Source organism: Rothia sp. HMSC065C12 (genome assembly GCF_001812085.1).
Lineage (GTDB): Bacteria > Actinomycetota > Actinomycetes > Actinomycetales > Micrococcaceae > Rothia > Rothia mucilaginosa.
This window is the reverse complement of sequence record NZ_KV807678.1, coordinates 60,879-75,993: the sequence shown is the minus strand read 5'-3', so window position 1 is coordinate 75,993 and position 15,115 is coordinate 60,879. Positions and strand designations below refer to the sequence as shown.

Sequence of the window (15,115 nt, the reverse complement as noted above, 5' to 3'; positions counted from 1 at the left end):
CGCCTCTCGGTGCAGCATGTTGATGAGCAGGGTCATTTGACCGGTCAGACGGTGTTCCAGCAGGCAATCCCGGCTGACCTCATCAAGGACGGCAGGGTGGAGCTGAATCTGACGATTGATCAGCAGCTGAGCTATTCGGGTGCGTACCGTCTGTTTATGGAGAGGGTCACCCCCGGTAAGGATGGTGCCAGCGAGTCGGTGGAGCAGCTTGCTGTCGAGGATATTCCTCTGAAGCTGACGCGTGAGGGTGAGTTGCAGGCTGCTGAACGCTGGTTTGCTGATCGTGAGATTCTGCCTGGTCCTTCGCCGATGTCCTGGAATAGCAATCTGACGCGCCGCGATGTGACGGTGGCGCTGTACCGATTGGCTGGTTCCCCAAAGGTTGAGCTACCTGCTTTTAGCCCGTATGCGGATGTGGCAACGAGCGACCCGGACTACGCCGCGTTCATTTGGGCTCGTCAGAAGGGTATTACCTTCGGTTGGGCGGACGGCAAGTTCCACCCGGATGCGCCCCTTTCGACCCCGTCGACGGTGGCTTTCCTGTACAGGTATCAGAAGGCGATGGGTCAGGTCACGCCGAAGGCACCGACCTCTGCCTCGTTGCCCGGTAACTCGTCGCTGCCGGGTAACCAGGATGCGCCTCGGAGTGCTGGCGGTTGGCAGCATAAGGTTCGTCAGGGTAGCGCTTTCTGGCGTGAGGCTCAGTGGGCTGTTGATCACCGCATGTGGGGTTACCGCTTTGACGGGGAATACCCTTATGAGGGCTTTGATAATTCTTCCATTTCCTCTGGTGATTTTGCGTTGATGCTGTACCGCATGGAGCACGGCGGCAGCCACCTCAAGTAGCGCCCGGTCGTGGTGAGTGAGGTAACTGGTGGGCTGGAATGCTCGAGGTAGTTCGACTTTTCAGCCCACCGGTGCCGGCTCGGTTTCCCCTCCCCGGCGACTTCTCTTGCCTGATACCAGGCTTTACGGGGTTTCTTCTCCCCTAGCCTGGCTTTTCAGGCTCTATCCGCTCAACTTCTTCACTCACTTCATCTACTCACTCACTTCAATCACCGTATAAATTTTGTAGATGGGATTATGATGTCTTCATTCTTCGCCCCACGAGGTGCCCCGCACCATTCTGATACCCCGCGCCACCCGGCGAGCACCCGTGTGCTCAGCCTTTCCCTACTGCTGGGTTTGAGCCCGCTTGCCGGTATCACCCCGGCGGCACTCGCAACACCGACCCAGGCAGCACCTGAGCAGCAGGCACAACCGGCACAGGCGACCCCCGCTTCCCCCGCCGCAGCTCAAGAAGATGCTGACGAATCCACGTCTTCGCTTCCGGAGGCGGATGATTCTCGCTATCCTGAAGTGAATGATTCTCGCCATCCTGAAATGGAAGGGTTTAAAGTCTCTCCTGAGACTCTCAACATTTCTCAAGGCGGCACCGTAACGCTGACGACGCCTCCGCTCAGTGCTGAATTCCGCCAGAATTACGAATTCTACGAATTTTCTCTGGTTGATCGCGGTTCTTCGTACTTCAAAGCCGCGTATGCCCGCATTGACGGATATGCCTACTTTGGCTACCTCTTTGACCGTGACCCCAACCCGAAGCAGATGGTAGAAAACCCAGACGGGAGCTACACCTTCTTCCTCAATATTGGGCCGTACATTATTGAGGCTAAAGAAGGCACTCTTTTCGACGTCATTCTGACGTACCACAAGAAGGGCCACCGGAAGGATTTTTGGCCGTCCGAATTCCGTTTTGTGGCGCGTGCACCTATTAATGTTGTGCAGGACCCTAAGCCGACTGAGACGACGTACATTTTCAGTGTGCCCGCGATTGATGACCCGTGGAAGGATACGACTCTGACGCTTGAGGGGTTCCATATTACTACGAGCGGTAGTCGAGAGGGCAAGGACGGTCCGGCGCTTCTGGCCTTTTATGAAGTCGACCCGAAGACCGGAAAGATTGTAGGCGAACCCGAATTCACCACTCGGATTCCGTACCCGGCTTCCCGTAGTGGAGAGCGCGTTTATTTCCTGAATGAGCATTTTAAGACGTCTATTACGATTCCTGGGGGCACGCTTAAGCCGGGTAAGGTCTATAAGATTGGTTTCTACGGTAAAGACCGTCCGGAGGATGAGAAGTACCCCGGTGAGTTGCTGAATGATGTTGCAGATTTCATTCCGGTACGTTCGCTTAATAAGGAATCGGCGAGCCCTGAGATGTTTCTGAAGGCTACAACAGTGAGCCCTTATGATGAGGAAAATATCCTTCAGGTACGTGCCGTCGGCTTGAAGAAGCAGCCTGGGGTCTCTTACCGTTTCTCGGTACAACATGTTGATGAGCAGGGACATCTGACCGGTCAGAAGGCGCTAGTGCAGGAGATTGCTGCTGAGAGCATCCATGACGGCACGGTGGATGAGAAGCTGAACGTCCCCGGTGCGCCGCTGAATTATGACGGCTCGTACAGGCTCTTCTTGGAAAAGGTGACTGCCGGCAAGGACGGTACGGTTGAGTCGGTTGAGCAGCTTACTTCGAAGGATCTACAGCTGCAGTTTACAAAGAATAAGGAGGTCAACGCCGCCTGGGCATGGTTTAAGCGCCGTCAGGTTCTTCCTGAGTTTTCTTCTTTGAGTGAGGGACGCGATATGACGCGCCGCGATGTGACGGTGGCGCTGTACCGTCTTGCGGGTTCGCCGAAGGTGGAGCTTCCGGCGACGAGTCCTTATGGAGATATCGCTCCGGATGATCCGGATTACGCCGCGTATATTTGGGCTCGTCAGAAGGGCATTACGTTCGGTTGGGCGGATGGGAATTTCCACCCGGAGATGAACATGCACAATTATTCGACGGCGGCGTTCCTGTATAGGTATCAGCGTTCGCACGGTATGGTGTCTCCCGGCTTGCCGACTGCCGCACCGCAGTCTCGTAACGGTAGCCTGCCGGGGTCGGATGAATCTGAGGTGAGCGCTAACCCATGGGTTCTGGATTTGGAGGAGGGTAGCGCTTTCTGGCGTGAATCTCGGTGGGCTGTTCAGCAACGCATTTGGGGCTACACCGGGGATTGGGAACACGAACGCTTTTTCATGGAGACAACGTCCGTCTATGACTTGGCGTTGATGCTGTACCGCATGGAGCACGGCGGCAGCCACCTCAGGTAGCGCCCGGTTGTGGTGAGGAGTGACCGGTGGGCTGGAATGTTCGGCGTAGTTCGACTTTTCAGCCCGCCGGTGCCACCCCGGTTTTTCTTCCCTGCTTTCTGCGAGTTCTTTTGCCCAGCACCAGGCTTTACGGGGTGTCTTCTCCCCTAGTCTGGCTTTTCAGACTCTATCCGTTCAACTTCTTCACTCACTTCATCTACTCGCTCGCTTCACTCACCGTACAGTTTTTTGTAGATGGGATTATGATGTCTTCATTCTTCACACCACGAGGCGCCCCGCGCCACCCGGCGAGCGCCCGTGTGCTCAGCCTGTCACTGCTGCTGGGTTTGAGCCCGCTTGCCGGTATCACCCCGGCGGCACTCGCAACACCGACCCAGGCGGCACCTGAGCAACAGGCGCAACCAGCACAGGCTGCACCCGCTCAAGCAGACCCGAAACAGGCGACCCCCGCCTCCCCCGCTGCAGCTTTGGTTCAGGAGCAAGCAGACAAACAGCAGATTCCTGCGGCTCAAGGCGAGCAGACCAGTTCGCTACCGACTCTGCGCGTCACTAGCGGAGCACTAAGAATTTATGCTGGAGGCACGGTGCATGTTGAGGGCACCGGCTTCACTCCCGAATTCTTGGCACACAATGAGCTACATAGCCTCATTATTGCGCCTAAGGGTTCCTCTACCTACGTGGGTCCTCACCAAGAGCCAACATACCAGGGACCGCGTTTTGACGTTCCGACGCCTGCCGCAGACGGGACTTTCAGCGCCGACTTGGAAGTATCCTCCAACGACATCCCTGCGGGCATGGAGTACGAAGTTATTTTGACCTACCGCCCGCTAGATGACGCACACCCCTATCAGTGGAATACTGAGGACCGTATTCGTACGGTGCTCCCTGTAACAAATGATTTTCCGGCTTCTGTTCTGCCTTCTATTACCTATGATGTGGATTCCATTTCTGAGGAGCAGATTAATTCCGGAAAACCGATTGAAATCAATATGACGGGTTCGGGTTTTGACGGGATGAATAAGCTAAGTTTTACTCTCGTTGAATACGACCCGGCTGCAAATGTTACCCATAAATATCTCAAGGAGCTGGGGGCTTTTGACCCTTCAGATTCTCCGTACTTTAAGCGTGTTTTTCATGGCTTAATTCCTAACGGTCATTTTCAGCATAAAATTACGATTCCTGCCGGTCTTTTGAAATCAGGCAAGGGTTATTATCTGTCGGTACAGGGAGATTCTCCTTCAGGCCCGATTGCTATGAGGCGTGCCTTCCCCTTCGTTCCTGTGGGCAAGAGCCCCATAAAAATGCCTTACCAGAGCAATACGTACCGCAATACTCTTCCGAATGTTTCATTGTCTCCTCAGACAGTTGACCCGTACCATGAGGGGAAATATAAAGTCACTATTTCTAATATTTCCCCGGAAGTTGATTTGGGATACTATATTGGATCGATTAGTGTTTATAGTAAAACCGCTCAAAAAACTATTGCCAACCTCAGCGTTAATAGTGACCATTACTATGAACGTGACAAAATTGTGGTCCGTAACCCCGACGGCACTCAAACCGTAGAACTTGAAATTAATGCGGAGGATATTAAAGAGCTACAGGGCGTGTATTTGGGTTCCGAAGCGGAGCTGAGGGTCTATTTCTCAGATAATCCTTACTACGGTTCAGAGAACCATAATTTTACGGTTGCTGCACCTGTTCGGCTGGCGGATTCCCCTACCCCGTTGACCCCTCCCACCCCTGCAGAGGATAAGAAACCTGACAACCCGGTTGGCATGAAGCTCACCTCGGGCACCCTCAATATTTCTGAGGGTGGTACTGTCTCTGTGACCACCGCGCCGCTGAGTGCCGAGTTCCGCGCAAAGTACACGCTGTATGAGTTCGGCATTGTGGAGCGCGGCAAGAATTACCTTCAGTCACATTACGGTGATCCCCTTCCTGAGGCGCAGTACGGCAGCAAGGTTGCCAGCCTCCGTGCTGAGGGTAAGGCACACGATAATCCTGACGGGAGCATCACGTTCACTCTTGATATCCCGAAGCAGTGGATGATGGTTCCAGAAGGTACCCTCTTCGATGTGGTGCTGACCTACTACCCGTCCGATAAGCCTGACCCACACGACTATCCGTATGATGATCCTCGTAGCACGGCACGAATTCCCTTGCCCACGGTGCGCGACCCTGAGCCTGAGCAGCCGACGTACCGCTACAGCATTTCAGCGGTTGATAAGCCGTGGCAAGATACGACTCTGACGGTTGAGGGCTACCATATTCTTCCCCCGAACATCGTAGGCGGGTACGACAGCCAGGCGTACGTCACTCTGTATGAGGCAGACCCGGCTACGGGAAAGATTATGGGACACCCTGTTTTCTCCCATGTTGTTCCGTTGACGGGCAACTGCTTGCATCACTGTACGGGTTTTCGCAATAACTATTTCGGCACGAAGATGACAATTCCGGCGGGTACATTGAAGCCGGGCAGGCTCTATGTGATTGGCATCTACGGTTCTAATCTTCCTCACCCGGGCGAGGAGGACTATAACGGCAGCTTGCTGACCAGTGTTGCGCAGTTCCTTCCGGTGCGTTCGGGGCAGCCGAGCGATAACCAGCCGAATCCTGACCAGCCTGTAGCTCGTCCGGATTTGTACATTCCGTATAAGCGCATCAACCCGTATCAGGAGATGAATACTCTCACCGCCCGTGTCTCGGGTCTTCCGAAACTTACCGAGGGCTATTACCGTTTCTCGGTTCAGGCAACGGATGATTTTGGCAAGCTGACCGGTGAGAAGGCCCTGGAACAGGTTATTCCCGTTGAGCGCATCCACGATGGTGCCGCGGAGGAGAAGCTGAATATTCCCGGTAGCGCTCTGAATTATGAGGGGTCTTACAGGGTTGTTCTGGAGAAGGTAATCCCTGGCAAGGATGGCACCGCGGATGCGGTCGAGCCGGTGGCTTCTGAGAATCTTGATCTCTTGGCGAATACTACGGAGGAGCAGAAGGCGGCTCTTGAATGGGTTAAGCAGCAGGCTCTTCTGGACGAGAGTAAGACCGTTTTGAGTCGCCGCGATGTGACGGTGGCGCTGTACCGTATGGCGGGTGCGCCTCATGTTGAGCTGCCTGCAACCAGTCCTTATGCGGATGTGGCGACGAGCGACCCGGACTACGCCGCGTACATTTGGGCTCGTCAGAAGGGCATTACGTTCGGCTGGGCGGACGGCAAGTTCCACCCGGAGGCAAACCTTTCGGCACGTTCTACGTTGGCGTTCTTGTACAGGTACCAGCGGATGATCGCGCCGGCTCCTGCGCCGGAGTCGAGCAGTTTGCCGTCTTCGTCTGTGCCCAAGAACAGTAGCGTGCCGGGTGATTCTCCGGTCCGGGTTTCGCGTTCGCATTGGTCCGATTATGAGCGTACGGATACTGCATTCTGGCGGGAGTCGTTGTGGGCTACTCAGCAGTTCATCTGGGGTTATAAGGATTATGATCGCCGCTACGCTGAGGATTTCAGTTCGGATACTGTTTCTTCTTCGGAGTTCTCGGTCATGCTGTACCGTATGGCGCACGGCGGCAGTCGTCTCAAGTAGTTACCCTGAAGTAGTTATTTGAGAGTCGCCTCCCGCGGCCACGCAGCCTGATGCTGTGTTGCTTTACAAGCGGTGATGGCGGGCTGAAATTTTCGGGCTGATTGCCCGGCTTTTCAGCCCGCCAGCACTTTCGCTAAGGCGCCTGGTGCATCCCTTTTTCTACTCAACTTTTCGTTCCTTTCACCGTTCATTTCTCCCCTTCCACTCAACGTTTTCCCTCACTCGCTTCAATCGCCTCGCAGAAAACCACTGTGCAGAAAGCAACTATGTAAAAAGCACAGTGCAGAACATTAGATGGGATAACCGTGTCTTCTTTCTTCCGACCGACCACAACTCAGGGTGCTAAGACGCCTGCCTAAAAGCCCCTACCCAAAATGCCCGCACTCTAAAGACTCAGGGCAAGAAGGCGATCAGCCTCTCCCTGTTGCTGGGCTTGACCCCGGCTCTGGCGGTCACCCCTGCTGTGCATGCTGATGCGGCGCAGGCGAAACCCGCACAGGTGGAGACTACTCAAGCGAATCCGGCGAGCCCTGACTCCCCTGCCGCATCGTTGCAGGCAACCCCCGTAGCTGCCGTCCCCGCCGCCTCAGTTACAGGTGCCGCAGCCACTGGCGCCAGCGATGCTGACAAGATTGATTTGAAGGTCACCACCGGCACTATCAATATTTCTCAGGGCGGCACGGTGTCCGTGACGACTTCCCCGTTGAGCCCCGAGTTCCGTAAGAAGTACAAACTCTTCCAGTTCGGCCTCGTGAACCGTGGTACCGATTACGAGTGGTCTCGCACCGGCGAGGCAACCCAATATCCGCTGCACCGCGGCAAGGTCGATCATCTTCGAGATGACGGTATCGTCCACGACAACCCGGACGGGAGCCTCACCTTCACCTTTGAGGTCAAGAAGCAGACCATCCCGGCTAGCCCTTCGCCTGCCCTTGACGGGGTGCTGACCTACTATCCGGCGGGTGAGCGCGAGCCGAACGCCGATGAGTATGAGGACCCCCGCCTTACTGCCCGCACTCCGCTCAGCCTGACTCAGGACCCTGAGCCGGATCGTACTACTTACGTGTACAGCATGCCGGCGATTGATAATCCCTGGGTTGATACGCAGCTGACGATTGAGGGCTACCATATTCTCTCTAAGCAGCTTGTTGAGCCGGGGAGTGCCCCGGCATATCTGATGCTGTATGAGGTTGACCCTGCCACGGGAAAGATGGTGGGCAAGCCTGTTTTCACTCATGCAGTTCGTTATACGGATTGCGGTGAATACTATTGTTGGAGTTTTCTGAACAACTATTTCTCTGCGGATGTGACAATTCCTGCGGGTACTCTGCGACCGGGTAAGGCGTACATGATTGGTGTCTACAGCGGCCTCTTCCCGGATCCGGATGAGGAGAAGGTACCCGGTAGCCTTTTGACGGATGTTGCCCCGTTTATTCCGGTGCGCTCGCCCAACTCGAACACCGAGGTGAAGGATGCCGCCCCGGTTCTGCGTGTTGAGCCGCAGCAGATGGACCAATATCGTTCCGATTCACCGCAGGTGAGCCCCTATTGGGAGAAGAACACGTTGCAGGTGCGTGCCGTGAATCTGCCGAACCTCACTGAGGGCCATTACCGCTTCTCGCTGCAGGCTACGGATGCTTCTGGCAATCTGACCGGCCAGAAGGCGCTGGAGCAGGATATTGCGGCTGACCGTATCCAGAGCGGTTACACGGAGGCGACCCTCACTATTCCGGTGAGACGCTGAATTATCAGGGCGGTTATAAGCTGGTGGTGGAGAAGGTTCTTCCCGGTCAGGGTGGTGCCGCGGATTCTGTGCAGCAGGTTGTTTCTACTGACCTTGGTTTGGTGGTGAACGCGTTTGAGGAGGGTGAGGCTGCGAAGAGGTGGTACAAGGCTCAGCAGCTTCCCAAGTCAGAGTCCTATTCTTCTGAGAATTTGACGCGCCGTGATCTGACGGTGGCTCTCTATATGTTGGCGGGTTCGCCGAAGGTTGAGCTTCCGGAGACCAGCCCGTATCCGGATGTTCAGCCCAACGACCCGGACTACGCCGCATATATTTGGGCTCGCCAGAAGGGCATTACGTTCGGTTGGATTGATGGTAATTTCCACCCGGAGGCGAGGGTTTACAATTCTTCGGCGGTGGCGTTCCTGTATAGGTATCAGAGGGCGCAGGGTAAGGTTCCTGCGGCGAAGCCTCGTCCTGTTTCTTCGGCGTCAAAGAAGAGTAGTCTGCCGGGTGGTTCTTCTGAACGCGGGTGGAATACTGTTCTTGGCTGGCATTACTCGTTCCATAAGGAGTCCCAGTGGGCGATTGATCAGCACATTTGGGGTTATGTCAGCGAACAGTCTACCTATGAGTCGTATGCGCTGTCGTTTATTGGGCACACAGAACTCGCTACGATGCTGTACCGTATGGAGCACGGCGGCAGTCGTCTCAGGTAGCGCCTCTCCGTGGTGTTAGCCATTCTGGTTGGCTTTCGTCAAATAGGCGACTTTATGGCTCTGTTTATGTGCCATTTTTATTGTGGGTGACTTTTATGTTGCCTTACCCACCGCATTGTGAATATTCTCAACCTGCAGAGGTTGCATAGGTGCGAATTTTTCGAATGCGGTGGGTTTTTTACGCTTTCTTTTTTGTACAGTGACCAGTGTTTGTGCTTATCAGCACACTATTTAGGCATATTTTCCACGTCATGCACATACTTTTTAAAGCTATACTTCACCTTAAGACATGCGATAAAACACACAGGCATTTTTCGCACTGATGACCTTTCAGGTTCCAGCACGTCTTAACTATTTGCTACGGTGTTTATGCGCACCACACTCGATGCGTGACACCGATAAAAACTGATTGGATAACAATGTCCTCACTTCCCAACCACATGCGCTTTGCGCTACCCAAAAATGTGGCCAAGAGCAGCTGCGCCATCACCCTGGCTGGCGCTATGCTCTTGCCTCTCTCCCCCGCGTTTGCCGCACCTGCTACTCCGGTAGCAGCCCCGGCTGTTGAACAGGGCGAGGCTCAGGGTGCTCAGCGTCTGCAGGTTACCTCCGGCACTTTTGATATTCTCAAGGGCGGCAACGTGACGGTTAGCGGCTCCGGTTTCTCCAAGGACTTCGTTGCAGGCAAGTCGTTCCGCCTGTACGTTGTTCCGAAGGGTGAAAGCGTCGCTTTCCCGCCGCACCACCCGCGTGATTACCCCTTCTATGTTCAGGATGTTCCCGCGTCCGCTTTTGCGGCTGACGGCACCGTGAACCTGACCGCTTCTATCGGCGCTAACTATCTGGAGGCCAATGGCTCGTCCTTCGATGTTGTGCTCGGTTACCGCGATGACGCTGAAGACGGCTGGATTCCTGCGGATGAGGTTCGTACTGAACTGAAGGTTGCGGATGTTCCCGCCGTTGATTCCCCGACCCTGTCGTACAGCGCTTCGTCGGTGAATGCTTCTGAGAACGCTAAGGTCACTGTGAACGGTGCTGGTTTCCAGAATATTTCGTACAACGGTAGCGAGTCGCTGATTGTTGCGGTTCGTGCGGTTGATCCGGCGACCGGTAAGGCGACCGGCCCCGCACTGGCTCAGTCGGAGGCTAAGTTCACCTCCTACTCTGCTTTCTTTGGTCAGTACATGGGTTACACCAACGGCCGTTTCTCGACTGTTCTGGACATCCCGGCGGGCACCCTGAAGTCCGGCAACTCCTATGTTGTGCAGACTTTCGAGTTCAACGTTCCGGAAGATAACGATGAGGCGAACAGCCAGGCGCTGAGCACTCAGGCGTTTGTTCCGGTGAACGGTGAGAACGTTAAGAAGGAGTCTCCTTCGGTTTCTTTGAGCACTGACAAGGTGGATCTGAGCTCTTCGACCACTATCCGTGTGAAGGGTAAGGATTTCGACGTCCCCGCTGGTGCTACCGTGAATGTGCTGTTCTCGGCTGCTGAGGCTGACGGCAACCCGACCGGTGAGGCTCTGGATAGCATCACTCTGAACGCTGACCGTGTGGCGACCGGCGCGTTTGAGACGACCGTTAACGTTGACGGCACCAAGCTGGATGAGGATAGCCACTACGCTATTTTTGTAACCATCAACTACGCCGATGGTCAGCGTGAGCGCATCGCGGCTGATTACCTGACCCTGACCGGTGAGTCTGCGAACAAGAAGGCTCGTGAGCGTTTCGCTGATGTTCCGGTTGCCCACGCGAACCACAAGGCTGTTCTGTGGGCTGCTGATCAGAAGCTGATTGATTCTCGCGAGAAGGATTGGTTCGGCGTTAATGATGATGCGACCCGCGGCGAGCTGACTGTTGCACTGTACCGTATGGCTGGTTCCCCGAAGGTTGATCTGCCGGCTACTAGCCCGTACCCGGATGTGAAGGCCGATGACCCGAACTACGCTGCGTACATTTGGGCTCGTCAGAAGGGTATTACTTTCGGCTGGTCTGATGGTAAGTTCCACGCGAATGCGTCTGTGTCTAACGCTACTGTTGCGGCGTTCCTGTACCGTTTTGATGGTAAGAAGTCGGTTGCTGCGACTGAGGCGCCGTACACCGATGTAAAGGTCGGCTCTGCGTTCTACCGTGAGATTACTTGGGCTAAGCAGCAGAAGCTGCAGGTTTTCCCGGGCTCTGAGTACCACCCGTCTGCGCTGGTGAGCCGTGGTGAGCTGGCTGGTTTCTTGATGAACTACAAGGTCCGCTAGGGTTTTGCTAGTTCACTGGGTTTAGCTTCTAGGTTCTAGAGATTATGCCGGGCTGGCGGCGATGAAACGTTGGTTTTATCCCGCCGGCCCGGCTTTCTGTGTCTCCTGCAGGGCGTTTATGAGGTGCTTGCAAGGTATCTGTAGGGGCGCGTGCGGGACTGTCGCCCGGTGCTGTTCCGCGGTTTTTCGAGGTATTTTTGCCGGCTAACACGCTAATGTGGGCTGTACCGCATGTGGGGCGCGCCTCATGCGGTACCCGCTATTGGGCGGATTTTTGGGGTGCTCTACTCCCCTTTTTTAAGAATGTTCTGTGGAGTGTAAATTAATATTTTTCAAGCTGTGGTTTATGCTTAGGACTGTTGCGCCCCCTTGGTGCGCGCCCTTATCCGGCTGGGTGCGTAGAACTAGAGGGAGCCCATCACACACCGACACATCAACCACATTGAGGATTTATGTCCCAGGATTTTAAGCAGTCGACTGATACTGCCCATAATTCTTCTGCACCTCTGCTGGCACCGGAGGGCACCCCCGAGGCTTCTTCTCAGGCTGAGTCGAAGAAGCGTAAGCGCCGCCGTATTGAGCTGGCTGTTGGCGCTGTGGCGCTGGCGGGTGTTTTGTATCTGCCGTTCTCACCTCTTTTCTCTTTTTATGATCCGTCGGAGGCGCGTCTTTCTTCGGCGGATACTGCTGCGCCGGCGACCGCTTCGGCGACTTCTACTTCTGCTCTGGTGTCGAGTTCTTCGACCCAGGGCCCGAAGATTCTGCGTCCGTCCGTGACCGCGCCGGATGCGAACACTATTTTTGCTGATGCCCCTGAGGATTCTGCGTACTATGCGGGTATCCGTTGGGCTGTTCGCACCCAGACGATGGAGCCGGTTTCTGAGGACCAGTTTGGTGCTGAGGATCCGGTGACTCGTGGCGAGTTGATCACCATGTTCTATAAGCTGGCGGGTTCGCCGGCGGTGACTCGTCCGGAGCATTCGCCGTATGCGGATGTTGATGAATCTGACCCGAACTATGATGCGTACCTGTGGGCGCGTCAGGAGCGTATTACCTCCGGCTGGGTTGATGGTAAGTTCCATGCGGAGGCGCACCTGTCGAATGCTTCCGCTGCGGCGCTTCTGTACCGTGCTGATGGTGCGCAGAAGATTCAGATGTCGGGTACTTCCCCGTTTAGCGATGTTTCGTCTGCGACTCCGTTCTACCGTCAGATTGTGTGGGCGTCTCGCCATGGCGTGTCGACGGTGTCTGAGGGTAATGCTTTTGAGCCGACGACTCAGACCTCTCGTGGTCGTATTGCGATGATGATGTACCTATATTTCCGCACTTCCTAGTTTTTACACTTCGTATTTTTGGCGCTTTGCTTTAGCGTTTGGTTAGTGTGTTTGGCGGCCCTGTGCTCCTTGTTGGGAGTGCGGGGCCTCTCGTGTTTTGAGGACTGTGCGCGGGGCTGTCTGGGGTTGGAGCTACTTGGGTTTGGTGCTATCCGTGCGCGGCATCATGCACGCAATGAAATATTTCGGAAGGTTCAAGTTTTTCTTGAGTAACGTACCAATTTCTACTTGAAGGTTTGTTAGGGTGAGAGTGTTTCCTGAACCGATGGGGACACTCAACCACTTCTCATTGGGTTGGCGCAGATTCGACGGATATTTCTCATTCCTATTTAGAACCTGCATCGGCGCAATGGACATGACCGATAAGGAATGTTTATGTCCGCTCTTCCGAACTCTAAGTCTTCACTCCTGTATGCAACTCGCAGCTGCAGTGCACTGGCGCTGGCGGGTGCGATTATTCTGCCGGTGACTCCGGCGCTTGCCCAGAATGCTACTGCAGATATTCCTGCAGCGGCTGGTTCTCTGCCGGGTGATCGCGTCCGTGAGAATCCCACTGATACTTCTGATGAGTTCTATCCTCACTTGAGCTACAACGCGTTGAAGAATACTGATAAGGATCAGGTTCTGGACTTCTGGGGTTGGGGGTTTGAGGGTGATTTTAACTCCCCGAAGGGTGTTCAGGTTGTTGTGCGAGAGGTAGGTTTGAACTCCCCGGTTCTGATGGTTAGCGACATCGTTGAATATAACCACGAGAATCTGGCTTTCGCTTACCAGAGCGGCTACATCCACGGTACGGCGAAGATTCCGGCAAACACCTTGGATAAAGAAAAAGATTATGTTATCGAGGTGTGGGGTAACAACGGCTACGAGGGCGACGAGTTTATTACCCCCGTCGTGGGTCAGGCACCCGAGGGCCGCGGTACCCTGCTTGCTACCCAGGAGCTGGATTTCGAAGGCTCTGACGGCACGACAGCTGCGGATATTCCGGGTAAGACCCCGCAGAAGGTTACGTTCAGGTACCGGTACGACGGCGAGGATTCGTATCTGTACACCGCTGAGGGCGGCACCATCCATGTGAAGGGTTGGGGCTACACCAAGGAGTGGCGTGATAAGCACGGCAAAGTAGTGTTTTATATTGCTACTTCTCGGGGTGTTCCTGACGACGGTGATTTCCTACCCGCTAAGGATGTGTTGCTCCGTTTTGAGGAGGGTAAGGATTTCACCATTGCTGAAAACGGCACCCTGAATGCTCAGTTGAGGGTCAAGCCCGGTGAGCTGCAGAACTACTACGAGCCTCGCGTCCCCTTCCCCGGTGCTCCGAGTTACGAGAAGCGTTATGAGGTGAATTATGAGATTGGCATGTTTACCGAGAAACAGGGTCAGCCCCCGCTGACCCTTGATGATCTGCGGGCTGGCAAGAACGTGCTGTTTCATAGTGCGCTGTACACTCAGGCGTTCCGACCCAGCCCGTTTGCTCCCAAGGTGGAGTACAAGGCTCTGGGTGATACTACCGCTGATCAGAACATTTACTTCTTGGGTACCGGCTTCTACGGCCAGTTTAACTTCTCCAGGGGTGTTCAGTATGTGATTCGTGAGAAGGGCTCAAACACCCCGGTTCTGGGGACGAGCGACATTTTTGAATATAACCACCCTAGCCATATTTCTGAGTTCAAGAACGGCAAGGTACGCGGCGTCGTGAAGGTTCCGGCGAATACTCTGGATCCGGCGAAAAAGTACGTGGTGGAGGTTTGGACTAACAACGGCTACAAGAACGGCGAGAATGCCGGCCCTGTGGTGGGCAAGGCACCTGAGGGTCGCAGTGAGCTGTTGGCTTCTCAGGACCTGAACTTCAAGGGGTCTGACGCTGATGAGGGTAAGCAGCCCAGCCTGACTGATGAGCAGCGTAAGGAACGCGCTACCCGCGGCGAGCTGACGGCGGCTCTGTACGCTCAGGCTGGTAGCCCCAAGGTGAACCTCCCGGTAGTCTCCCCCTGGCCGGATGTGAAGACCACCGACCCGAACTATGCCGCCTATGTGTGGGCTCGCCAGAAGGGTATTACTTTCGGCTGGTCTGACGGTAAGTTCCACGCGGAGGCAAGCATCTCGAACGCTACGGTTGCGGCATTCACCTACCGTGCAGCGGGTTCCCCTACCCTTGATCATGACTGGCACTCGTACACTGATCTGACCCCGGATTCTGCGTTCTTCCGTGAGATTGTGTGGGCTGGTCAGAACAGGGTTGCACTGAGCACCAGCGGCACGTTTGACCCCAAGCATACGGTGACTCGCGGTGAGCTGGAGGTTCTGATGATGGCTTTCTAGGTTCGCTAAGATAGCCCTCTGAATAACC

General features: G+C 55.0%; 8 protein-coding genes. All 8 read left to right on the top strand.

Annotated elements, in window-relative coordinates:
- A partial coding sequence (locus HMPREF2836_RS04595; RefSeq protein WP_141752118.1) for an S-layer homology domain-containing protein occupies positions 1 to 846 on the top strand: 846 nt, incomplete at its 5' end.
- Positions 847 to 1,083: 237 nt separating this feature from the next.
- Positions 1,084 to 3,156, top strand: coding sequence for a superoxide dismutase (locus HMPREF2836_RS04590; protein ID WP_083309165.1), 2,073 nt, complete (start codon positions 1,084 to 1,086; stop codon positions 3,154 to 3,156).
- Between the two features lie 26 nt (positions 3,157 to 3,182).
- Positions 3,183 to 6,737 (top strand): S-layer homology domain-containing protein, encoded by a 3,555-nt coding sequence (locus tag HMPREF2836_RS04585; protein WP_246822823.1) that lies wholly within the window; start codon positions 3,183 to 3,185, stop codon positions 6,735 to 6,737.
- A 499-nt stretch (positions 6,738 to 7,236) separates the two neighbouring features.
- A complete protein-coding gene (locus tag HMPREF2836_RS09420) occupies positions 7,237 to 8,481 on the top strand; it encodes a hypothetical protein (RefSeq protein ID WP_246822822.1) in 1,245 nt (414 codons plus the stop codon).
- Between the two features lie 26 nt (positions 8,482 to 8,507).
- Positions 8,508 to 9,179, top strand: coding sequence for an S-layer homology domain-containing protein (locus HMPREF2836_RS09415; protein ID WP_246822821.1), 672 nt, complete (start codon positions 8,508 to 8,510; stop codon positions 9,177 to 9,179).
- 419 nt (positions 9,180 to 9,598) lie between these two features.
- Complete coding sequence (locus HMPREF2836_RS04575) at positions 9,599 to 11,431, top strand: S-layer homology domain-containing protein (protein ID WP_070629590.1); 1,833 nt, start codon at positions 9,599 to 9,601, stop codon at positions 11,429 to 11,431.
- 452 nt (positions 11,432 to 11,883) lie between these two features.
- Positions 11,884 to 12,765: an S-layer homology domain-containing protein gene (locus tag HMPREF2836_RS04570; protein ID WP_070629587.1), complete on the top strand. Its 882-nt coding sequence runs from the start codon at positions 11,884 to 11,886 to the stop codon at positions 12,763 to 12,765.
- A gap of 375 nt (positions 12,766 to 13,140) precedes the next feature.
- On the top strand, positions 13,141 to 15,087 hold the full coding sequence (locus tag HMPREF2836_RS04560; protein ID WP_070629584.1) for a gluconolactonase: 1,947 nt from the start codon (positions 13,141 to 13,143) through the stop codon (positions 15,085 to 15,087).
- Positions 15,088 to 15,115 lie beyond the last annotated feature (28 nt).